The following is a 21,484-nucleotide window of genomic DNA, read 5'->3' as shown; positions in this document are numbered from 1 at the left end:
CTTGCTGGCGATAGCGGTGGGTCAGTCACCCTTCATGTTGGATGATAAGCCGTCACCGCTGGCAAGCCAGCTCCCACAGGGGTTTATGGTGATCATAAAACCCGGAAACACAAACCCCGGCACAAGGCCGGGGTTTGTTTACAGCACTACAACCTTAAACCAGCGCAGCAATCGCCGCGTTGAGGGTTGCGCTTGGGCGCATGGCCTTGCTGATCAGCTCGGCATTGGCGTGGTAGTAACCGCCGATGTCGACTGGCTTGCCCTGAACGGCGTTGAGCTCGGCAACGATGGTTGCTTCGTTCTCGGTCAGAGTCTTGGCCAGAGTCGCGAACTGCGCTTGCAGTGCAGCGTCTTCGGTCTGGGCTGCCAGAGCCTGAGCCCAGTACATCGCCAGATAGAAGTGGCTGCCGCGGTTGTCGATGTTGCCGACTTTGCGCGATGGCGACTTGTTGTTGTCGAGGAACTGGCCAGTGGCCTGATCCAGGGTCTTGGACAGCACCAGTGCTTTCGGGTTGTTGTAGTTCACACCCAAATGCTCAAGCGAGGCTGCCAGGGCAAGGAACTCACCCAGCGAATCCCAGCGCAGGAAGTTTTCTTCAACCAGTTGCTGCACGTGCTTTGGAGCCGAGCCGCCGGCGCCGGTTTCGAACAGGCCACCGCCGTTCATCAGCGGCACGATCGACAGCATCTTGGCGCTGGTGCCCAGTTCCATGATCGGGAACAAGTCGGTCAGGTAGTCGCGCAGTACGTTGCCGGTCACCGAAATGGTGTCCTTGCCTTCGCGGGTGCGCTGCAGGGTGTACTTCATGGCATCAACCGGCGCCATGATCTGGATGTCCAGACCTGCGGTGTCGTGATCCTTCAGGTAAGCCTGAACTTTCTCGATCACTACGCCATCGTGAGCGCGCATTGGGTCCAGCCAGAAAATAGCCGGAGTGCTGCTGGCGCGAGCACGGTTGACGGCCAGTTTGACCCAGTCCTGGATCGGCGCGTCTTTGGTCTGGCACATGCGGAAGATGTCGCCGGCTTCAACAGCCTGTTCCATCAGCAGGGTGCCTTTGCTGTCGGTCACGCGAACCACGCCGTCAGCCTTGATCTGGAAGGTCTTGTCGTGGGAGCCGTATTCTTCGGCTTTTTTAGCCATCAGGCCAACGTTTGGCACGCTGCCCATGGTGGTCGGATCGAAAGCACCATTGGCTTTGCAATCTTCGATCACGGCCTGGTAGATGGTCGCGTAGCAGCGATCCGGGATCACAGCCTTGGTGTCGTGCAACTGACCGTCAGTGCCCCACATCTTGCCGGAGTCACGGATCATCGCTGGCATCGAGGCGTCGACGATAACGTCGCTCGGCACGTGCAGGTTGGTGATGCCTTTGTCGGAGTTGACCATCGCCAGCGACGGACGAGCAGCGTAGACCGCCGCCATGTCGGCTTCGATCTGCGCTTGTTGCTCGGCCGGCAGGGCTTTGATGCGAGCGTACAGATCGCCGATGCCGTTGTTCAGGTTGAAGCCGATCTGGGCCAGCACGTCAGCGTGCTTGGTCAGTGCGTCTTTATAGAACTCGGCAACGATCTGGCCGAACATGATCGGGTCAGAGACCTTCATCATGGTCGCTTTCAGGTGCACCGACAGCAGCACGCCTTGAGCCTTGGCGCTTTCGATTTCAGCAGCGATGAACGCACGCAGGGCGTTTTTGCTCATCACGGCGCAGTCGAGAATCTCGCCAGCCTGAACGGTGGTTTTTTCTTTCAGGACGGTAGCGGTACCGTCTTTGGCGATCAGCTCGATTTTCACAGCGTCAGCGGCGTCGATCAGGGCAGCTTTTTCGCTGCCGTAGAAATCGCCGGTGCTCATGTGAGCGACGTGGGATTTGGAGTCTTTGGCCCAGGCGCCCATTTTGTGCGGGTGCTTGCGCGCATAGTTCTTGACCGACAGCGGTGCACGACGATCGGAGTTGCCTTCGCGCAGAACCGGGTTTACGGCGCTGCCCTTGATCTTGTCGTAACGCGCCTTGGCGTCTTTGTCGGCGTCGCTGGTCACGGTTTCCGGGTAGTCCGGCAGGTTGTAACCCTGAGCTTGCAGCTCTTTGATCGCGGCTTGCAGCTGTGGAACCGAAGCACTGATGTTCGGCAGCTTGATGATGTTGGCTTCAGGCGTAACGGCCAGGTCGCCCAGTTCGGCGAGGTGGTCGGCTACGGCTTTGTCACCCAGTTGCTCGGGGAAGCTGGCCAGGATGCGCGCTGCAAGAGAGATATCGCGGGTTTCCACGGCGATATCGGCCGAGGCAGTGTAAGCCTCGATGATCGGCAGCAGGGAATAGGTGGCGAGGGCTGGGGCTTCGTCGGTGAAGGTATAGATGATCTTCGAGCGGGTGGGCATATTCGGATTAACTCTCTCTTCTTTGCTAAAGCGTGCGCAGAAACTCGAGGGGCGCCGGGTAAGCGCGTTCGTTCAAAGTCATCCATGAACCGAATGTCGAGATTCTTCGCGGTGATGTTGGGTGCATCAGTAGAGCGTCAAGCAGTCGGGCCGCGGTAACAACCCGACCAATCAGGCGGAAAGTCTCGTTCTAGAGAGGCCAGCCGTCGTGACCCTTTGGTCAGCGGGCGGCATTATACATAGGTAGCTGGCAATCTGCCGATGGTTCATATGCAACGATTCTCGTCCATTGGTCTAAAGGTCGCAGGGCAGGGTGGGGCGTAGAGTCGTCGCGAATGCTTGAGTTTGGCGCTTTTCCCTTTGCTTTCAGGCTTGTACGAAACCAGATGTGCCTGCGCCGCGAACAGAGGGTTTGCGTGTTGATTTAACTGGGTTACGCTCGAACCAAGCCAGATGTTCAATCCAAACAATGGAGTTCAGCATGGGTTACAAGAAGATTCAGGTTCCAGCCGTCGGCGACAAAATCTCCGTCAATGCAGACCATTCTCTCAATGTTCCTGATAACCCGATCATCCCCTTCATCGAAGGTGACGGCATTGGTGTCGACATCAGTCCGGTGATGATCAAGGTTGTCGATGCTGCAGTTCAAAAGGCATACGGCGGCAAGCGCAAGATTTCCTGGATGGAAGTCTACGCCGGGGAAAAAGCCACTCAGGTTTACGATCAGGACACCTGGCTGCCTCAGGAAACCCTGGACGCAGTCAAGGATTACGTGGTTTCCATCAAGGGTCCGCTGACCACCCCGGTCGGTGGCGGCATCCGCTCGCTGAACGTGGCCCTGCGTCAGCAACTCGACCTCTACGTCTGCCTGCGCCCGGTGCGCTGGTTCGAAGGCGTGCCAAGCCCGGTGAAAAAGCCTGGCGACGTCGACATGACGATTTTCCGCGAGAACTCCGAAGACATCTACGCCGGTATCGAGTGGAAGGCCGGTTCGCCGGAAGCGACCAAGGTCATCAAATTCCTTAAAGAAGAAATGGGCGTCACCAAGATCCGTTTTGACGAAAACTGCGGCATCGGCGTCAAGCCGGTTTCCCTGGAGGGTACCAAGCGTCTGGCGCGCAAGGCTCTGCAATACGTGGTCGACAACGACCGCGATTCGCTGACCATCGTGCACAAAGGCAACATCATGAAGTTCACCGAAGGTGCCTTCAAAGAGTGGGCCTATGAGGTGGCGGCTGAAGAGTTCGGTGCGACGCTGCTCGACGGCGGCCCGTGGATGCAGTTCAAAAACCCGAAAACCGGCAAAAACGTTGTGGTCAAAGACGCCATCGCCGACGCCATGCTCCAGCAGATCCTGCTGCGCCCGGCCGAATACGATGTGATCGCGACCCTGAACCTCAACGGTGATTACCTCTCCGACGCCCTCGCGGCGGAAGTGGGCGGTATCGGTATTGCGCCGGGCGCCAACCTGTCCGACACCGTGGCGATGTTCGAAGCCACCCACGGTACAGCACCGAAGTATGCCGGCAAGGATCAGGTCAACCCGGGTTCGTTGATTCTTTCGGCAGAAATGATGCTGCGGCACATGGGCTGGACCGAGGCGGCGGATCTGATCATCAAGGGCACCAACGGCGCCATCAGCGCCAAGACTGTGACCTATGACTTCGAGCGTCTGATGGACGGCGCCAAGCTGGTTTCGTCTTCGGGCTTCGGTGATGCGCTGATCTCGCACATGTAACAGCAACACCCTGCAACAAGAACCGCCCCGCTCGAGATGATCGAGCCGGGCGGTTTTTTATGGCTGAAGGTATCAGGGCGTCAACTGGTAACCTTTTGTTCTCTGGCGACGACGGGGGTCGTTTCTTTTTTGGCGTCAACGGCTTCAATCTTCAAGGCATGCAAGCCTTTCGGGCCCTGCACGATGTCGAATTTCACCACCTGCCCTGCCTTGAGGGTTTTGTAACCCTCCATCTCGATAGCGGAATAATGCGCAAAGAAATCAATTTCTTCGCCATCGTCATCGCGACCTTCGCGGGAGTCAGTATTAATGAAGCCGAACCCCTTGACATTGTTGAACCATTTCACCTTGCCGACAGCCATGCTCAAATCCCTCTGCAACAGACTCCATCGCTGGAGTATCATCCAAGTCATCCGCAATCTAATTCGTTAAAAGAATTGACTCCGCGGATCTTTTTTACCCACTGTGGGCTCTATTGGTTGTAACACCGTTTTCCCGATAGTCAAGGTGACCGGGCAGTCGGAGTTGAAAACGTGGACAACCGCCCCCACCACTGTATTTGCACAACTGACGAACCTTTCTTTCCATGCATGCAATCAGCCAGATTCGACTAACATTCAATCAGGATCGCCCGACTCTCCAAAAGGATCACCCGGAGGAGCGCGACGACGATTCGGCGGGCGTTGCTGTTCAGGAGGCAAAGCCTGCGTTACAGGCGCCGCCGATGTACAAGGTGGTTTTGTTCAATGATGACTACACACCGATGGATTTCGTCGTCGAAGTGCTCGAGGTGTTTTTTAACCTGAATCGCGAGCTGGCGACCAAGGTCATGCTGGCCGTCCATACAGAAGGGCGGGCAGTATGTGGAGTGTTTACCCGCGACATCGCCGAGACAAAGGCCATGCAGGTCAACCAGTACGCCAGGGAAAGCCAGCATCCGCTACTCTGTGAAATCGAGAAGGACGGTTAATCGCCGACCACTTGGGTATGAGGTGAAGCTATGTTAAACCGCGAGCTCGAAGTCACCCTCAATCTTGCCTTTAAGGAGGCTCGTTCGAAACGTCATGAATTCATGACCGTCGAACACCTGCTGCTGGCCCTATTGGACAATGAGGCTGCCGCCACCGTTTTGCGTGCCTGCGGCGCGAACCTCGACAAACTCAAGCACGATCTGCAGGAGTTCATCGACTCCACCACGCCATTGATCCCCGTCCATGACGAGGATCGCGAAACCCAGCCAACCCTGGGCTTTCAGCGTGTGCTGCAACGTGCTGTTTTCCACGTGCAGAGCTCGGGCAAACGCGAAGTGACTGGCGCCAACGTGCTGGTTGCAATCTTCAGTGAGCAAGAGAGTCAGGCAGTGTTTCTGCTGAAACAGCAGAGCGTTGCGCGCATCGATGTCGTCAATTACATCGCGCACGGCATTTCCAAAGTGCCGGGGCATGGCGATCACTCTGAAGGTGAACAAGATATGCAGGACGACGAGGGCGGTGAGTCTTCTTCTTCAGGCAATCCTCTGGATGCTTATGCCAGCAACCTCAACGAACTGGCGCGTCAGGGTCGTATCGACCCGTTGGTCGGACGCGAACTGGAAGTCGAGCGCGTCGCACAGATTCTCGCGCGTCGGCGCAAGAACAATCCGCTGCTGGTAGGCGAGGCTGGCGTGGGTAAAACCGCGATTGCCGAAGGCCTGGCCAAGCGTATTGTCGATAACCAGGTGCCAGACCTGTTGGCTGGCAGCGTTGTTTATTCCCTTGATCTCGGTGCTCTGCTCGCGGGCACCAAGTATCGCGGTGATTTCGAGAAGCGCTTCAAGGCGCTGCTCAATGAACTGAAGAAACGTCCGCAAGCCATTCTGTTCATCGACGAAATCCACACCATTATTGGTGCCGGTGCGGCGTCGGGTGGCGTGATGGATGCCTCGAACCTGCTCAAGCCTTTGCTATCGTCTGGCGACATTCGTTGCATCGGTTCGACTACGTTCCAGGAATTTCGCGGCATCTTCGAGAAGGATCGTGCGCTCGCACGACGCTTCCAGAAGGTCGATGTCGTCGAACCGTCGGTGGAAGACACCATCGGCATCCTGCGCGGCCTGAAAGGGCGTTTCGAAGCGCATCACAACATCGAGTACAGCGATGAGGCGTTGCGCGCCGCTGCCGAACTGGCTTCGCGCTACATCAACGACCGGCACATGCCGGACAAAGCCATCGACGTCATTGACGAAGCCGGCGCTTACCAGCGCCTGCAGCCGGTCGAGAAGCGCGCCAAGCGTATCGAAGTGCCGCACGTCGAAGACATCGTGGCGAAGATTGCGCGGATTCCGCCGAAGCACGTCACCAGTTCCGACAAGGAACTGCTGCGTAACCTCGAGCGCGATTTGAAGCTGACGGTATTTGGTCAGGATGCGGCGATCGATTCGCTGTCGACTGCGATCAAGCTCTCCCGTGCAGGCCTCAAGTCGCCAGACAAGCCAGTCGGTTCGTTCCTGTTCGCAGGGCCAACCGGTGTTGGTAAAACCGAGGCCGCACGGCAATTGGCCAAGGCGCTGGGTATCGAACTGGTTCGCTTCGACATGTCCGAGTACATGGAGCGCCACACCGTATCGCGTCTGATCGGTGCGCCTCCAGGCTATGTCGGCTTTGATCAGGGCGGTCTGTTGACCGAAGCGATTACCAAGCAGCCGCATTGCGTATTGCTGCTCGATGAAATCGAGAAGGCGCACCCGGAAGTCTTCAACCTGCTGCTGCAGGTGATGGATCACGGCACGCTGACCGATAACAACGGGCGCAAGGCGGATTTCCGCAACGTGATCGTGATCATGACCACCAACGCCGGTGCCGAAACGGCCGCGCGTGCTTCGATTGGTTTCACTCATCAGGATCACTCGTCTGATGCGATGGAAGTGATCAAGAAGAGCTTCACGCCGGAATTCCGTAACCGTTTGGACACCATTATCCAGTTTGGTCGCCTCAGTCATGAGGTCATCAAGAGTGTGGTGGACAAGTTCCTTACCGAGCTTCAGGCGCAGCTGGAAGACAAGCGGGTGCTGTTGGAAGTTACCGACGCGGCGCGCAGTTGGCTGGCGGCCGGTGGTTACGACTCGGCAATGGGCGCACGTCCGATGGCGCGTCTGATCCAGGACAAGATCAAGCGTCCGCTTGCGGAGGAGATTCTGTTTGGCGAGTTGGCCGAGCATGGTGGCGTGGTTCACATCGACATCAAGGATGGTGAGATGACCTTTGACTTCGAAACCACGGCTGAGATGGCCTGACGGCCTGTTGTAAGCGAAAGGCGCCTTCGGGCGCCTTTTTGTTGTCAGGCGTTTTTGGGTGTATATCCGTTGCTGCTGTGATGGCTTATTACGGTTTCGCCCTTACGGCGATTCACTTTTTTCAAGCGCGGTACATGTCAAGGTACCTGTCGCCTTGGTCTTACGGTTGCTAGCCCATTGCGTCCTTTATTTCAGGGCGCTCAGGATTTAAATAAACGGCATTTGCCAGCTTCCAGTTGCGTGTGCGAGCGCTGCACCTCCTCTCGCTGTGTTTGGCTTCGCCAAACGGTCGCTGCGCTCCCACCCCCGGATCAATCCCGGAACGAAGCCTGCCGACGTCGCCTGTGGATCAAGATCAAGAGCTGCAGCCGAGCTAACGCTCATCCTGTTGAGTGGTGAGGAGCACAGCGTGGTCGGCTTTGGATTTGTGGTGGATTTGCCCCTCATCGGAACGCCGCCCGCCAAGCCCTCTCCCGGGGGAGAGGGGGCCGATTTGTGTGCTTTTCAAAGCCTGAGTTCGACTCGGTATCGCACGTCGGCGTAGTTCGCCCAAGCACCCCGGTTAGTCCCCTCTCCCTCCGGGAGAGGGCTAGGGTGAGGGGCTTTTGATCTTGCTTCGGCTTTTGATCTTTTGCCCCATCGGCAGGCCGAGCGAAGGTGTTCATCCGGGGTTAGGCGCGCAGCGCCGTGCGGCGAAGCCGCATACATCGAGAGGAGGTGCAGCGCAGCAAACCGTAGGTGATGCCCCCGGATGGACGCCGTAGCGAGGGAACGCTGAGCCTCAGCGAAGTGCCGTACGCCGGGGCAAAGCCTTTTGGTTCCTTTTTGGCGTTTGAAAAAGGGACTCGCTGTAAGAGCGAAACCGCCAGCGGCAACACCCGCAGCAACGGATGTACACCTAAAATCCAAAGCCCCAAAGAACCCAAATCCCAAACCCCAGACACAAAAACGCCCGGCATAAAGCCGGGCGTCTTGTATTGACTTGATTAGCGAGCGCGGTAAGTGATGCGCCCTTTGCTCAAGTCATAGGGCGTCAGCTCGACGCGCACTTTGTCACCGGTAAGAATACGAATGTAGTTCTTGCGCATCTTGCCGGAAATATGCGCGGTTACGACGTGCCCATTTTCCAACTCCACACGAAACATGGTGTTGGGCAGGGTGTCGACGACAGTGCCTTCCATTTCGAAGCTGTCTTCTTTCGACATGCAGTAAAGCCCTCGGTATCCAATGAATGGCCCGGTGCAACTGCGCCAGGCAAAAGCGGCGTGCATTGTGCCCGAAAAATGGTGTTTACGCCAAGGGGTTTACGGCTTGTCGTTAGTTCAGGATCACCCAGCGCTGATTAATCAGCAGTTCGATGGGGCGATATTGGGTCTTGTAGTTCATCTTTTTGCAATTCTTGATCCAGTAACCAAGGTAGACCGCTTCAAGTCCTCGGCGCTGACTCTCGGCGATTTGCCACAGAATTGCGAAACGTCCAAGGCTGCGCCGTTCTTCGGCCGGTTCGTAAAAGGTGTAGACCGCCGACAAGCCGTTCGGCAGCAAATCGGTCACGGCTACCGCCAGCAACCGTCCGTCGAGTCGGAACTCGTAAAAGCGTGAGAAGGGCAGATCGCGCACCAGAAAAGTCGAGAATTGATCACGGCTTGGCGGGTACATGTCGCCGTCGGCGTGACGCTGTTCGATGTAGCGCTGGTACAGTTCGAAGTATTCTTCACTGAACCCCGGTTTCGCCGGCTGTACCTGCAAGTCGGCGTTGCGCTTGAAAATCCGCTTCTGCTGACGATTGGGGGTGAACTGCGCCACCGGAATGCGTGCAGGCACACACGCATTGCAATTCTGGCAATGGGGGCGGTACAGATGATCGCCGCTGCGACGAAAGCCCATTTCCGACAGGTCTGCGTAGACGTGCACATCCATGGGCTGACTAGGGTCGAGAAACAGGGTTGTGGCCTGTTCCTCGGGCAGATAGCTGCAAGAGTGGGGCTGAGTGGCATAGAACTTCAAACGCGCCAACTCGGTCATGATCAACCCTCGGGATAAGCTGGTGAATTAAGTGTAAGCCACGCGCGCAAAAGTCGCTCAGCAAACCCAGGTGGCGTGATTGGGCTGATCCAGATGCCTTGCCAGATAGCCTGAGAATTCGTGGCGGGGAATCGCCCGGGCGCCGAGGCTGTGCAGGTGGTCGGTGGGCATCTGGCAGTCGATCAGCACGAATCCTGATGCTTGCAGGTGCCGGACCAGCGTGGCAAAGCCGTACTTGGAAGCATTGTCGGCGCGGCTGAACATCGATTCGCCAAAAAACAGCTGCCCCATCGCTAGCCCGTAAAGGCCGCCGACCAGTTCGCCCTGATCCCACACTTCCACCGAATGAGCGAAGCCGCGCCGGTGCAGTTCAACATAGGCGTCTTGCATGGCCTCAGTGATCCAGGTGCCGTCGGCGTAATCCCTTGGCGCGGCGCAGGCGCGGATCACGGCTTCGAAGTCCTGATCGAAAGTCACCTCATAGCGCTCCTTGCGCAGCAATTTGCCCAGACTGCGTGAAACATGCAGTTCGTCGGGAAACAGCACGGTGCGAGGGTCAGGCGACCACCAAAGAATCGGCTGACCTTCGGAAAACCACGGAAAGCAGCCATGGCGATACGCCTGAATCAGGCGGTCGGCGGAGAGGTCGCCGCCGGCGGCGAGCAATCCGTTGGGTTCGCGCATGGCCTTTTCCAGCGGTGGAAAAGTCAGGGAATTACGTTGTAACCAAGTCAGCATGGCATCCAGGCTTGCAGAAGGGGAGGGCGGTGCGGGCTACTCGGCCCGCGATAAATTGTGCCGCGAAATGCTGCGAATGTCGTGCCGATCCTGCTCGACGTTCGCGGTGTTGCAACTTGGCGCGCTGGATGCGGTCGTAAGCGAGCACTGCGCGCCGGCCCGCGACATCTCTGCATTGGGCCTTGCAGGCAGTCTGCGACCGTTCGCAGGGGGCAGGTGTCAATGCTTCGCTACGTTCATCAAATACACCTCATAAGCCTTTGTCACAAAAGACAATGCATGGTCAAATTGGATCGCGGGTTTTGCGCGCTTGGCTATGCTCAATGCTGCGGGTCTGAACCATGGCATCGGACGTACAAACCCGTACAATGCCGGGCTGTTACACAATATTTGCCGGTTAGAGTGTTTATAGCTGTGTATGTAAAAGCTGCCGCTCAGTGTTAAAAGTAGTCCCAGTTGTGCCCGTCAACTTTTTTACCTGCCTGGATTGGGCAGTTTTTTATCGTCATTCAATAGATGGACGCGCCTCGGGCGCAGGAAAAGTAGCGTTTTGAAGAAATCCACCGAAGCACCAAAAACAGTCGTTCCGCTCTGGCGCCAACAGTTGCACTACCGGCTCAAGGAAGGTGCATTGATCGCCATCGGCGCGCTGTGCCTGTTCCTGATGATGGCTTTGCTGACCTACGGCAAGGACGATCCGGGCTGGAGCCACAACAGCAAGATCGACGACGTGCAGAACTTCGGCGGCCCGGCGGGCTCCTACAGCGCCGACATCCTGTTCATGGTGCTCGGTTACTTCGCCTACATCTTCCCGTTGCTGCTGGCGGTCAAGGCCTATCAGATCTTCCGTCAGCGCCACGAGCCATGGCAGTGGAGCGGCTGGCTGTTCTCCTGGCGCCTGATCGGCCTGGTATTTCTTATTCTTTCCGGTGCGGCGCTGGCGCATATCCATTTTCACGCTGCAACCGGTCTGCCGGCCGGTGCCGGTGGTGCGCTGGGCGAGAGCCTCGGCGACCTGGCGAAAAACGCATTCAATATTCAGGGCAGCACGTTGCTGTTCATCGCGCTGTTTCTGTTCGGTCTGACGGTGTTCACTGACCTGTCGTGGTTCAAGGTGATGGACATCACCGGCAAGATCACCCTGGACCTGTTCGAACTGTTCCAGGGCGCGCTAAACCGCTGGTGGTCGGCCCGCACCGAGCGCAAGCAACTGGTTGCGCAACTGCGTGAAGTCGATGACCGCGTACATGATGTGGTCGCGCCGACCGTCACCGATAAGCGTGAACAGGCCAAGGTCAAGGAACGCCTGATCGAGCGTGAGCAGGCGTTGAGCAAGCACATGTCCGATCGCGAAAAACAGGTGCCACCGGTCATCGCTCCGGCGCCGACCAAAGCGCCCGAGCCGAGCAAGCGCGTGCAGAAAGAGAAACAGGCACCGTTGTTTGTCGACAGCGCGGTGGAAGGCACCTTGCCGCCAATCTCGATCCTCGATCCTGCGGAAAAGAAACAACTCAATTACTCCCCGGAGTCGCTGGCAGCGGTCGGCCACTTGCTGGAGATCAAGCTCAAGGAATTCGGCGTCGAAGTCACCGTAGACTCGATCCATCCGGGGCCGGTGATCACCCGGTACGAAATCCAGCCGGCTGCGGGCGTCAAGGTCAGCCGTATCTCCAACCTGGCAAAAGACCTGGCGCGCTCCCTGGCAGTGACCAGTGTGCGGGTGGTTGAGGTCATTCCGGGCAAGACTACCGTCGGTATCGAGATTCCCAACGAAGACCGGCAGATCGTGCGCTTCTCCGAAGTGCTGTCGACGCCCGAGTACGACAACTTCAAATCGCCGGTCACCCTGGCGCTGGGTCACGACATTGGTGGCAAACCGGTCATCACTGACCTGGCGAAGATGCCGCACTTGCTGGTGGCCGGTACGACCGGTTCCGGTAAGTCCGTGGGTGTGAACGCGATGATCCTGTCGATCCTGTTCAAGTCCGGCCCGGAAGACGCCAAGCTGATCATGATCGACCCGAAGATGCTCGAGCTGTCGATCTACGAAGGCATTCCGCACCTGCTGTGCCCGGTAGTGACCGACATGAAGGACGCCGCCAACGCCCTGCGCTGGAGCGTCGCCGAGATGGAGCGTCGCTACAAGCTGATGGCGAAGATGGGGGTGCGAAACCTGTCCGGCTTCAACGCCAAGGTCAAGGAAGCCCAGGACGCTGGCGAGCCACTGAGCGATCCGCTGTACAAGCGCGAAAGCATTCACGACGAAGCACCGTTGCTGCAGAAGCTGCCGACCATCGTCGTGGTTGTCGACGAATTCGCCGACATGATGATGATCGTCGGCAAGAAGGTTGAAGAGCTCATCGCCCGTATCGCCCAGAAGGCGCGTGCGGCGGGTATTCACTTGATTCTTGCGACACAGCGGCCGTCGGTGGACGTGATCACCGGTCTGATCAAGGCCAACATTCCGACCCGTATGGCGTTCCAGGTGTCGAGCAAGATCGACTCCCGGACCATCATCGATCAGGGCGGCGCCGAACAACTGCTCGGTCACGGTGACATGCTCTACATGCCACCGGGTACCAGTCTGCCGATCCGGGTTCACGGTGCGTTTGTGTCCGACGAAGAAGTCCACCGTGTGGTCGAGGCGTGGAAACTGCGCGGCGCCCCGGAATACAACGACGACATCCTCAACGGTGTCGAAGAGGCGGGCAGCGGCTTTGAAGGCAGCAGCGGTGGTGGCGACGGCGACGATCCTGAGGCAGACGCACTGTATGATGAAGCCGTACAGTTCGTGCTGGAAAGCCGTCGCGCATCGATCTCCGCTGTACAGCGCAAGCTGAAAATCGGCTACAACCGCGCGGCACGGATGATCGAAGCCATGGAAATGGCCGGCGTCGTCACATCAATGAACACCAACGGTTCGCGTGAAGTCCTGGCGCCTGGCCCGGTACGCGACTGATTGCAAAAGCAAGAGGCGGGACAATGATGTGCCGCCGCTCTCCTAACGAGTATTCAAGAGGACTCCCATGCGTCTTATCCGCATGCTGCTGCCAGTACTGGCTCTGACCACACTCACGGCCCACGCCGATGACAAGGACGTGGCGCGTCTGACCCAATTGCTGGAAACATCCAAGACCCTGAGCGCAAACTTCTCGCAGCTGACCCTTGATGGCGGCGGCACGCAGTTGCAGGAAACCACTGGCAACATGACCTTGCAGCGTCCGGGCCTGTTCTACTGGCACACCAATGCGCCGGCCGAGCAGACCATGGTTTCTGACGGCAAGAAAGTCACCCTGTGGGACCCGGATCTTGAGCAGGCAACCATCAAGAAACTCGATGAGCGTCTGACCCAGACCCCGGCGCTGCTGCTGTCCGGTGACGTGTCGAAGATCAGCCAGAGCTTCGACATCAGCGCGAAAGAAGCGGGCGGCGTGATCGACTTCACCCTCAAGCCGAAAACCAAGGACACGCTGTTCGACAACCTGCGCCTGTCGTTCCGCAACGGTCTGCTCAACGACATGCAACTGATCGACAGCGTTGGTCAGCGCACCAACATCCTGTTCACCGGGGTGAAGGCCAACGAGCCGGTGCCAGCGTCGAAGTTCAAGTTCGATATCCCGAAGGGCGCTGACGTTATCCAGGAATAAACGCTCCCACAGGAGTTGCTGTTCTCACTGAGGTTTCATAGGTAGTGATGGATCTGTTTCGCAGTGCACCGATTGCCCAGCCACTGGCCGCGCGTTTGCGTGCGACCAATCTGGATGAGTACGTCGGTCAGGAGCATTTGCTGGCTCGCGGCAAGCCTCTGCGTGAGGCGCTGGAGCAGGGTGCTCTGCATTCGATGATTTTCTGGGGCCCGCCGGGCGTGGGTAAAACCACGCTGGCGCGTTTGCTCGCGGAAGTCTCGGATGCACACTTCGAAACGGTGTCGGCGGTGCTCGCCGGGGTCAAGGAGATCCGTCAAGCCGTTGAAATCGCCAAGCAGCAGGCCGGCCAGTACGGCAAGCGCACGATTCTGTTCGTCGATGAAGTGCACCGCTTCAACAAGTCCCAGCAGGACGCGTTCCTGCCGTACGTTGAAGACGGCACGCTGATCTTCATCGGCGCCACCACTGAAAACCCTTCGTTTGAACTGAACAACGCGCTGTTGTCGCGGGCCCGCGTTTACGTCCTGAAAAGTCTCGACGAGGCGGCGCTGCGCAAGCTCGTGCATCGCGCGCTGACTGAAGAGCGCGGCTTGGGCAAACGTAACCTGACGTTGAACGACGAAGGCTTCCAGATGTTGTTGTCCGCCGCCGATGGCGATGGCCGGCGTTTGCTCAATTTGCTGGAAAACGCCTCCGACCTTGCCGAAGACGACAGCGAGATCGGTACCGAGCTGCTGCAAAGCCTGCTCGGCGACACCCGTCGGCGTTTCGACAAGGGGGGCGAGGCGTTCTACGACCAGATTTCCGCGCTGCACAAATCAGTGCGCGGCTCCAATCCCGACGGTGCGCTGTACTGGTTCGCGCGGATGATCGACGGCGGTTGCGATCCGCTGTACCTGGCCCGGCGCGTGGTGCGTATGGCCAGCGAAGACATCGGTAACGCCGACCCACGCGCCCTCAGCCTGTGTCTGGCTGCATGGGAAGTGCAGGAGCGCCTCGGCAGCCCGGAAGGCGAGTTGGCGGTGGCCCAGGCCATCACATATCTGGCTTGCGCGCCAAAAAGCAACGCGGTGTACATGGGCTTCAAGACCGCGTTGCGTGCTGCCGCCGAAAACGGCTCGCTTGAGGTGCCGCTGCACCTGCGCAACGCGCCGACCAAACTGATGAAACAACTGGGCTACGGTGACGAATACCGTTATGCCCACGACGAGCCGGACGCTTACGCTGCGGGCGAAGACTATTTTCCGGAAGAGCTTGAGCCGATCCCGTTTTATCAGCCGGTGCCCCGAGGCCTTGAGTTGAAGATCGGCGAAAAGCTCAATCACCTCGCGCAACTCGATCGTTTAAGCCCAAGACAGCGGAGAAAATAGTGATTCCATTGATTATTGCGGTGTCCGCTGGCGGGGTCGCCGGCACGTTGTTGCGCTTCGCTACCGGCAATTGGGTCACCGCCAATTGGCCGCGGCACTTCTATACCGCGACGCTGGCCGTTAATATCGTGGGCTGTCTGCTGATTGGCGTGTTGTACGGCCTGTTTTTGATACGCCCGGAAGTGCCGATCGAGGTACGCGCCGGGTTGATGGTTGGCTTCCTCGGGGGGCTGACGACTTTTTCATCCTTTTCACTGGATACGGTGCGCCTGCTGGAAAGCGGGCAAGTACCGCTGGCCCTGGGCTATGCGGCACTCAGCGTATTCGGCGGGCTGCTCGCAACGTGGGCTGGCCTGTCTTTGACCAAACTTTGATAACGAGAAACCGACATGCTCGATTCCAAACTGTTACGTAGCAACCTTCAGGACGTAGCGGACCGCCTGGCTTCCCGTGGCTATGCCCTGGATACCGCGCGCATCGAAGCGCTGGAAGAACAGCGCAAGACCGTCCAGACCCGCACCGAAGCACTGCAGGCTGAGCGTAACGCGCGTTCCAAATCCATCGGTCAGGCAAAGCAGCGCGGCGAAGACATCGCGCCGTTGATGGCGGACGTCGAGCGCATGGCAGGCGAATTGAGTGCCGGTAAAGTGGAACTGGACGCGATCCAGACCGAACTGGACTCGATCCTGCTCGGCATCCCGAACCTGCCGCACGAATCCGTTCCAGTCGGCAAAGACGAAGACGACAACGTTGAAGTGCGCCGCTGGGGCACGCCGACGGCGTTTGATTTTGAAGTCAAAGACCACGTAGCCCTGGGCGAGAAGTTCGGCTGGCTGGATTTCGAAACCGCCGCCAAGCTGTCCGGCGCACGTTTCGCCCTGTTGCGTGGCCCGATCGCCCGTCTGCACCGCGCACTGGCGCAGTTCATGATCAACCTGCACGTCAACGAGCACGGCTATGAAGAGGCCTACACGCCTTATCTGGTCCAGGCTCCGGCGCTGCAAGGCACCGGTCAACTGCCGAAGTTCGAAGAAGATCTGTTCAAGATCGCCCGCGAAGGCGAAGCCGATCTGTACCTGATCCCGACCGCCGAAGTGTCGCTGACCAACATCGTTGCTGGCGAAATCGTCGATTCGAAACTGCTGCCGATCAAGTTCGTTGCGCACACGCCGTGCTTCCGTAGCGAAGCCGGCGCGTCGGGTCGTGATACCCGCGGCATGATCCGTCAGCACCAGTTCGACAAGGTTGAAATGGTCCAGATCGTTGAGCCGTCCACGTCGATGGATGCGCTGGAAGGCCTGACCGCCAACGCCGAGAAAGTCCTGCAGTTGCTGGGTCTGCCTTACCGCACCCTGGCGCTGTGCACTGGCGACATGGGCTTCAGCGCGGTCAAGACTTACGACCTCGAAGTGTGGATTCCGAGCCAGGACAAGTACCGCGAAATTTCGTCGTGCTCCAACTGCGGCGACTTCCAGGCCCGCCGCATGCAGGCGCGTTTCCGTAACCCTGAAACCGGCAAGCCTGAGCTGGTACACACCCTGAACGGCTCCGGCCTGGCGGTTGGTCGTACTCTCGTTGCCGTGCTGGAAAACTACCAGCAGGCCGACGGTTCGATCCGCGTGCCGGACGTACTGAAGCCGTACATGGGTGGCCTTGAGGTCATCGGTTAAATGAAATATCTGCCGCTGTTTCACAACCTGCGCGGCAGTCGTGTGTTGGTCGTCGGTGGGGGGGAAATTGCCTTGCGCAAATCCCGCCTGCTGGCCGACGCCGGTGCGCTGCTGCGGGTGGTCGCACCTGAAATCGAAACGCAACTGCGTGAACTGGTCGTTGCCAGCGGCGGCGAGTGCCTGTTGCGCGGTTACGCCGAAGCGGATCTGGACGGCTGCGTGCTGATCATCGCCGCCACCGACGACGAAACGCTGAACGCACAGGTCTCCACCGATGCTCATCGGCGTTGCGTGCCGGTCAACGTGGTCGATGCGCCTGCCTTGTGCAGCGTGATCTTCCCGGCCATCGTTGATCGTTCGCCGCTGATCGTCGCGATCTCCAGCGGCGGCGATGCGCCGGTGCTGGCCCGTTTGATCCGCGCCAAGATCGAAACCTGGATTCCGTCCACCTACGGCCAATTGGCCGGTCTGGCGGCGCGTTTCCGCAATCAGGTGAAAAACCTGTTTCCGGATGTGCAGCAGCGTCGCGGGTTCTGGGAGGACGTCTTTCAAGGCCCGATTGCCGATCGGCAACTGGCCGGCCAAGGCACTGAAGCCGAACGTCTGCTGCAAGCCAAGATCGACGGCGAAGCGACCATCACTACCGGTGAGGTGTATCTGGTCGGCGCAGGGCCGGGTGATCCGGATTTGCTGACCTTCAAGGCTTTGCGTCTGATGCAGCAAGCCGATGTGGTGTTGTACGACCGTTTGGTCGCTCCCGCGATTCTTGATCTGTGCCGTCGCGACGCCGAGCGGGTATATGTCGGCAAGCGTCGCGCCGATCATGCTGTGCCGCAAGATCAGATCAATCAGCAACTGGTCGATCTGGCCAAGGCCGGCAAGCGTGTGGTGCGGTTGAAGGGCGGCGATCCGTTTATCTTCGGCCGAGGTGGCGAAGAGATCGAAGAGCTGGCGGCCCATGGCATTCCATTTCAGGTGGTGCCGGGGATTACCGCGGCCAGCGGTTGCGCTGCGTATGCCGGGATTCCGCTGACTCACCGCGATCACGCGCAGTCGGTGCGATTTGTCACTGGCCATTTGAAGGACGGTTCCACCGATCTGCCTTGGGTCGACCTTGTCGCGCCAGCGCAGACGCTCGTGTTCTACATGGGCCTGGTGGGTTTGCCGGTGATCTGCGAGCAGCTGATCAAGCATGGTCGCTCGGCGGATACCCCGGCGGCGTTGATTCAGCAGGGCACTACGGTCAATCAGCGGGTCTTTACCGGCACGCTGGCCGATTTGCCGCGTTTGGTGGCGGAGCATGAAGTGCATGCGCCGACATTGGTGATTGTCGGCGAAGTGGTGCAGCTGCGCGAGAAACTGGCGTGGTTTGAGGGGGCTCAGGCGCAGGTCTGAACACCGAGTCGCCCCAATCGCTGGCAAGCCAGCTCCCACAGGTCTTGTGTTGAAGCTGCATTCTCCAGCATCACCCCTGACCTCAGGTTTTGGAGTGATGCTCAGTCTCCTGCATCACGAAAATCCCTGTGGGAGCTGGCTTGCCAGCGATGGGGCCCTCCAAGCCTCTACAAATGTCAGCCCCGGCGCCAAACCTCTTTCCCACCCAACCGCGCCCGGTCATGGGCCACAGTGAAATCCTGCTCCGGCCCCTTTGGCACAACCCCTGTCGGGTTAATCGTCTTGTGGCTGCCGTAGTAGTGATTCTTGATGTGCTGAAAATCCACCGTCTCGGCGATCCCCGGCCACTGATACAGCTCACGCAGCCAGTTCGACAGATTCGGGTAATCGGCGATCCGTCGCAGGTTGCACTTGAAGTGGCCGTGATACACCGCATCGAAGCGGATCATCGTGGTGAACAGACGAACGTCCGCTTCAGTCAGGTATTCACCCGACAGATAACGATTGGCATCCAGTACCTGTTCCAGGTGATCCAGTTCGGCAAACACCTCATCGAACGCCTCTTCATAAGCCTGTTGCGAGGTGGCGAACCCGGCGCGATACACGCCGTTGTTGACTGCCGGATAAATCCGCTCGTTCAAGGCATCGATCTCGCTACGCAGCGGGGCCGGGTAGAAGTCCAGATCATTGCCGGTCAGATCATCGAACGCGCTGTTGAACATGCGGATGATCTCTGCCGATTCATTGCTGACGATGCGTTTGAGTTTTTTGTCCCACAGCACCGGCACGGTGACGCGCCCGGTGTAGTCCGGCGTATCGGCGGTGTAGCGTTGGTGCATGAAGTCGAAGTGATCGAGCTTGTCGCCGGTCGAGCCGAGCGCGGTGTCGAAGGTCCAGCCGTTCTCCAGCATCAACCAACTGACCACGGAAACGTCGATCAGGTTTTCCAGGCCTTTGAGTTTGCGCAGGATCAGCGTGCGATGTGCCCACGGACAGGCGAGCGAAACGTAGAGATGATAGCGCCCGGCCTCGGCCGCAAAGCCGCCTTCACCGCTCGGGCCTGGCTGGCCGTCAGCAGTGACCCAGTTGCGCCGTTGCGCTTGTTCGCGCTGGAACGCGCCGTCCTTGCTGCTTTCGTACCACTTGTCCTGCCAGCGGCCATCAACGAGTAAACCCATGATCAAGACTCCGTAAACCAATAAACGTTGGAGTCGAGTCTATTCCGATGAGTTCGAACAAAAAGCGCAAAGATCGGGCGCGAATGATCGGTTAAATCGATTTGTCCCGCGCCGCCCAGAATTGCTCGGCTGTTTCGAATGCCTGCTCACGGGGCTGGCCGAGACCGCGTAACGCCAACGCCATGGTCGAAATCAGGGCCATTTGCGGATAGCTGTCCACCACATCGCCGCGCCATACGGCTTTCAGATGCTCAACGTCCAGCGAGGCCGGTTTGACGTGGCGTTGCGCCGACAATTGCGGCCATTCCTCGTCCCAGCTCTCGCCACCCGTGGTGCCGTAGAGATGGCTGTCGGCATCCGGGTTGATTTCTATCTCACCGCCATCACCCTTGACCACAATCGCCGTGTCGCCGAGCAGGCCGCTGGCGTCGCGGTGCACGGCTTGATAACCGGGGTGGAAGATACTTTGCAGACCGCAGCGCGCGCCCAGCGGATTGAGAATCCGCGCCAGCGAGTGGATCGGCGAGCGCAGGCCCAGGGTGTTGCGCAAATCGATCATCTTCTGCAATTGCGGCGCCCAGTCCACCAGCGGCATGAACGCCAGACCGCCGTTGTCCAGCGCTGTACCGACTTGCTGCCAGTTGCGGCACAACGCAATACCCAGTTCGCCCAGCAGTTGCTCGCTGTACAGACGCCCGGCAGTGTGCGCGCCACCACCATGCATGAAGATGCGCACGCCGTTCTGCGCCAGGCACTTGGCCGCCAGCAGATACCACGGCAGATGCCGCTTCTTGCCCGCGTAGGTTGGCCAGTCCAGATCGACGTTCAAGGCTGGTGCCTGCAGACGCTCACGCAGTGCTTCGGTAAAACCGGCCATTTCCTCGGCGCTTTCTTCCTTGTGCCGCAGCAACATCAGAAAAGCGCCGAGTTGGGTGTCTTCGACCTTGTCGTCGAGCACCATGCCCATTGCTTCCCGGGCCTCGACGCGAGTGAGGTCGCGAGCGCCGCGCTTGCCCTTGCCAAGGATTCGCACGAACTGGGCGAATGGATGCTCGGCAGGCGTTTCGAGGGTCAGCGCTGGATAATCGGTCATAGGCAATTCGTCGGTTTGGGCAGGCCCGCCAGTTTTGCGGCGAGTTTGGCAGGGGTGCCTTTGAACAGTCGGTTCAGGTGCAGGCTGTTGCCTTTGTCCACGCCGAGCTTCAGCGCGGTGTACTTGATCAGCGGCCGCGTGGCCGGGGACAGCTGGAATTCTTCATAGAAGCTGCGCAGCAGCTCGAGGACTTCCCAGTGTTCGGGGGTCAACTCGATGTCTTCGGCGGCGGCGAGGGCACCGGCGACGTCGTGTGACCAGTCGCTGAGGTCAACGAGGAAGCCGTCCTTGTCCAGTTCGATGGCGCGGGCGCCGACGGTCATGGAATTCATAGCCAACTGTTGACCTTGTCGTGGTGGATCGACAGCTCGACGAAGGCCGGATAATCGATGGCTTTGGCCCAGTCCGGCGCTTCGATGGCGCGAGCCTCCATATCTTCGGCCAGAACGAATAATTTGATTTGGCGGCTTTGCAGTTCGGTAAACGGCGCGGTACCCGGTTGCAACCCATAGACCGCATCACCGGACAACAGCAAAGCGTCGGCACTGCCGATGACACGCAGGCAACTCGTCAGACGATCATCGCCGAACGGAGAATGAGACAACACATGCAAAGTCGACATCAGAGGGTGATCACTTGGTCGTAACGGTCAATAAGGGCGGTGATTTGCTCGGCGGCGAGCGGTGCTGCTTCGTCCAGCGAGAATTCGCCAAGGCCGCGAGCGCTGGCACTGTCGGCGCAATAGAACAGTTCTTCGACGCCAAACATCGGCAACGCTTGCAGGTTGGCACTCAGGTCTTTCTGTTGCACAGCCCTGGCGTTTTGCCCCGCGGCCAGTTGCAGCACGCCGTCATCGAGAAACAGCAGGCCGATCGGCAGATCGAAAGCGCCGCCGGCCAGCACGATGTCCAGCGCTTCGCGGGCAGCAGGGCCGGACCACGGCGACTGGCGGCTGATGATCAACAAGGATTTGGCCACC

19 protein-coding genes are annotated in these 21,484 nt (G+C 58.8%); 9 read left to right on the top strand and 10 right to left on the bottom strand.

Annotated features, from left to right (window positions below; genetic code table 11):
• Positions 1 to 154: 154 nt before the first annotated feature.
• Entirely contained in the window at positions 155 to 2,380 is a 2,226-nt protein-coding gene (locus JJD74_RS04470) for an NADP-dependent isocitrate dehydrogenase (RefSeq protein ID WP_042559857.1), read from the bottom strand.
• Positions 2,381 to 2,861: 481 nt separating this feature from the next.
• On the opposite strand from JJD74_RS04470, the gene icd reads away from it, so the two are divergent.
• Positions 2,862 to 4,118 carry an NADP-dependent isocitrate dehydrogenase gene (gene icd / locus JJD74_RS04465; protein ID WP_042559856.1) on the top strand — a complete coding sequence of 419 codons (1,257 nt, stop codon included), beginning with the start codon at positions 2,862 to 2,864 and terminating at the stop codon, positions 4,116 to 4,118.
• Between the two features lie 80 nt (positions 4,119 to 4,198).
• On the opposite strand, the gene JJD74_RS04460 is transcribed toward icd, so the two are convergent.
• Entirely contained in the window at positions 4,199 to 4,480 is a 282-nt protein-coding gene (locus JJD74_RS04460; protein WP_042559855.1) for a cold shock domain-containing protein, read from the bottom strand.
• A gap of 224 nt (positions 4,481 to 4,704) precedes the next feature.
• Between JJD74_RS04460 and clpS the strand changes: the two genes are divergently transcribed.
• Together clpS and clpA are read left to right on the top strand one after the other, a co-directional pair.
• On the top strand, positions 4,705 to 5,088 hold the full coding sequence (gene clpS / locus JJD74_RS04455) for an ATP-dependent Clp protease adapter ClpS (RefSeq protein WP_042559854.1): 384 nt from the start codon (positions 4,705 to 4,707) through the stop codon (positions 5,086 to 5,088).
• Positions 5,089 to 5,118: 30 nt separating this feature from the next.
• Entirely contained in the window at positions 5,119 to 7,389 is a 2,271-nt protein-coding gene (gene clpA / locus JJD74_RS04450) for an ATP-dependent Clp protease ATP-binding subunit ClpA (RefSeq protein ID WP_047301913.1), read from the top strand.
• Between the two features lie 986 nt (positions 7,390 to 8,375).
• Here the strand turns inward: clpA and infA are convergent.
• The 3 genes from infA to aat form a co-directional block, all read right to left on the bottom strand.
• On the bottom strand, positions 8,376 to 8,594 hold the full coding sequence (infA, locus tag JJD74_RS04445; protein ID WP_002553999.1) for a translation initiation factor IF-1: 219 nt from the start codon (positions 8,592 to 8,594) through the stop codon (positions 8,376 to 8,378).
• A 112-nt stretch (positions 8,595 to 8,706) separates the two neighbouring features.
• The gene (locus tag JJD74_RS04440; RefSeq protein WP_042559852.1) at positions 8,707 to 9,414 is read right to left on the bottom strand and encodes an arginyltransferase; all 708 of its coding nucleotides are present in this window, start codon (positions 9,412 to 9,414) and stop codon (positions 8,707 to 8,709) included.
• 57 nt (positions 9,415 to 9,471) lie between these two features.
• Positions 9,472 to 10,152 (bottom strand): leucyl/phenylalanyl-tRNA--protein transferase, encoded by a 681-nt coding sequence (gene aat / locus JJD74_RS04435; RefSeq protein WP_200611742.1) that lies wholly within the window; start codon positions 10,150 to 10,152, stop codon positions 9,472 to 9,474.
• Between the two features lie 550 nt (positions 10,153 to 10,702).
• On the opposite strand from aat, the gene JJD74_RS04430 reads away from it, so the two are divergent.
• From JJD74_RS04430 to cysG, 6 genes are all read left to right on the top strand, one after another.
• Positions 10,703 to 13,111 (top strand): DNA translocase FtsK, encoded by a 2,409-nt coding sequence (locus JJD74_RS04430; protein ID WP_042559850.1) that lies wholly within the window; start codon positions 10,703 to 10,705, stop codon positions 13,109 to 13,111.
• A gap of 67 nt (positions 13,112 to 13,178) precedes the next feature.
• On the top strand, positions 13,179 to 13,799 hold the full coding sequence (lolA, locus tag JJD74_RS04425; RefSeq protein ID WP_042559849.1) for an outer membrane lipoprotein chaperone LolA: 621 nt from the start codon (positions 13,179 to 13,181) through the stop codon (positions 13,797 to 13,799).
• Between the two features lie 47 nt (positions 13,800 to 13,846).
• Complete coding sequence (locus JJD74_RS04420) at positions 13,847 to 15,169, top strand: replication-associated recombination protein A (protein ID WP_042559848.1); 1,323 nt, start codon at positions 13,847 to 13,849, stop codon at positions 15,167 to 15,169.
• Positions 15,169 to 15,543: a fluoride efflux transporter CrcB gene (gene crcB / locus JJD74_RS04415; RefSeq protein WP_042559847.1), complete on the top strand. Its 375-nt coding sequence runs from the start codon at positions 15,169 to 15,171 to the stop codon at positions 15,541 to 15,543. Before JJD74_RS04420 ends, crcB begins: the two co-directional genes overlap by 1 nt.
• Positions 15,544 to 15,558: 15 nt before the next feature.
• Positions 15,559 to 16,839, top strand: coding sequence for a serine--tRNA ligase (gene serS / locus JJD74_RS04410; RefSeq protein WP_115147409.1), 1,281 nt, complete (start codon positions 15,559 to 15,561; stop codon positions 16,837 to 16,839).
• Positions 16,840 to 18,234, top strand: coding sequence for a siroheme synthase CysG (cysG, locus tag JJD74_RS04405; RefSeq protein ID WP_042559845.1), 1,395 nt, complete (start codon positions 16,840 to 16,842; stop codon positions 18,232 to 18,234).
• Positions 18,235 to 18,410: 176 nt separating this feature from the next.
• On the opposite strand, the gene JJD74_RS04400 is transcribed toward cysG, so the two are convergent.
• The 5 genes from JJD74_RS04400 to tusC form a co-directional block, all read right to left on the bottom strand.
• On the bottom strand, positions 18,411 to 19,412 hold the full coding sequence (locus JJD74_RS04400) for a glutathione S-transferase family protein (protein ID WP_115147408.1): 1,002 nt from the start codon (positions 19,410 to 19,412) through the stop codon (positions 18,411 to 18,413).
• Between the two features lie 91 nt (positions 19,413 to 19,503).
• Positions 19,504 to 20,505 carry a glycosyl transferase family protein gene (locus tag JJD74_RS04395; protein WP_042559843.1) on the bottom strand — a complete coding sequence of 334 codons (1,002 nt, stop codon included), beginning with the start codon at positions 20,503 to 20,505 and terminating at the stop codon, positions 19,504 to 19,506.
• Positions 20,502 to 20,837 (bottom strand): TusE/DsrC/DsvC family sulfur relay protein, encoded by a 336-nt coding sequence (locus JJD74_RS04390; RefSeq protein ID WP_200611740.1) that lies wholly within the window; start codon positions 20,835 to 20,837, stop codon positions 20,502 to 20,504. The genes JJD74_RS04395 and JJD74_RS04390 overlap by 4 nt, the downstream gene beginning before the upstream one ends.
• A complete protein-coding gene (tusB, locus tag JJD74_RS04385) occupies positions 20,834 to 21,127 on the bottom strand; it encodes a sulfurtransferase complex subunit TusB (protein WP_200611738.1) in 294 nt (97 codons plus the stop codon). The genes JJD74_RS04390 and tusB overlap by 4 nt, the downstream gene beginning before the upstream one ends.
• Entirely contained in the window at positions 21,127 to 21,483 is a 357-nt protein-coding gene (gene tusC, locus JJD74_RS04380; protein ID WP_042559840.1) for a sulfurtransferase complex subunit TusC, read from the bottom strand. The genes tusB and tusC overlap by 1 nt, the downstream gene beginning before the upstream one ends.
• Between the last annotated feature and the right edge of the window lies 1 nt (position 21,484).

The organism is Pseudomonas sp. MF6776 (assembly GCF_016613125.1).
Lineage (GTDB): Bacteria > Pseudomonadota > Gammaproteobacteria > Pseudomonadales > Pseudomonadaceae > Aquipseudomonas > Aquipseudomonas iridis.
The sequence above is the reverse complement of the archived record's forward strand: the minus strand, read 5'-3'. Positions and strand labels throughout refer to the sequence as shown.

What these genes read in the sequence shown, in the direction of transcription:
- JJD74_RS04470 (WP_042559857.1), bottom strand. Translation starts at nt 2,380, where the DNA reads ATGCCCACCCGCTCGAAGATCATCTATACCTTCACCGACGAAGCCCCA.
- icd (WP_042559856.1), top strand. Translation starts at nt 2,862, where the DNA reads ATGGGTTACAAGAAGATTCAGGTTCCAGCCGTCGGCGACAAAATCTCC.
- JJD74_RS04460 (WP_042559855.1), bottom strand. Translation starts at nt 4,480, where the DNA reads ATGGCTGTCGGCAAGGTGAAATGGTTCAACAATGTCAAGGGGTTCGGC.
- clpS (WP_042559854.1), top strand. Translation starts at nt 4,705, where the DNA reads ATGCATGCAATCAGCCAGATTCGACTAACATTCAATCAGGATCGCCCG.
- clpA (WP_047301913.1), top strand. Translation starts at nt 5,119, where the DNA reads ATGTTAAACCGCGAGCTCGAAGTCACCCTCAATCTTGCCTTTAAGGAG.
- infA (WP_002553999.1), bottom strand. Translation starts at nt 8,594, where the DNA reads ATGTCGAAAGAAGACAGCTTCGAAATGGAAGGCACTGTCGTCGACACC.
- JJD74_RS04440 (WP_042559852.1), bottom strand. Translation starts at nt 9,414, where the DNA reads ATGACCGAGTTGGCGCGTTTGAAGTTCTATGCCACTCAGCCCCACTCT.
- aat (WP_200611742.1), bottom strand. Translation starts at nt 10,152, where the DNA reads ATGCTGACTTGGTTACAACGTAATTCCCTGACTTTTCCACCGCTGGAA.
- lolA (WP_042559849.1), top strand. Translation starts at nt 13,179, where the DNA reads ATGCGTCTTATCCGCATGCTGCTGCCAGTACTGGCTCTGACCACACTC.
- JJD74_RS04420 (WP_042559848.1), top strand. Translation starts at nt 13,847, where the DNA reads ATGGATCTGTTTCGCAGTGCACCGATTGCCCAGCCACTGGCCGCGCGT.
- serS (WP_115147409.1), top strand. Translation starts at nt 15,559, where the DNA reads ATGCTCGATTCCAAACTGTTACGTAGCAACCTTCAGGACGTAGCGGAC.
- cysG (WP_042559845.1), top strand. Translation starts at nt 16,840, where the DNA reads ATGAAATATCTGCCGCTGTTTCACAACCTGCGCGGCAGTCGTGTGTTG.
- JJD74_RS04400 (WP_115147408.1), bottom strand. Translation starts at nt 19,412, where the DNA reads ATGGGTTTACTCGTTGATGGCCGCTGGCAGGACAAGTGGTACGAAAGC.
- JJD74_RS04395 (WP_042559843.1), bottom strand. Translation starts at nt 20,505, where the DNA reads ATGACCGATTATCCAGCGCTGACCCTCGAAACGCCTGCCGAGCATCCA.
- JJD74_RS04390 (WP_200611740.1), bottom strand. Translation starts at nt 20,837, where the DNA reads ATGAATTCCATGACCGTCGGCGCCCGCGCCATCGAACTGGACAAGGAC.
- tusB (WP_200611738.1), bottom strand. Translation starts at nt 21,127, where the DNA reads ATGTCGACTTTGCATGTGTTGTCTCATTCTCCGTTCGGCGATGATCGT.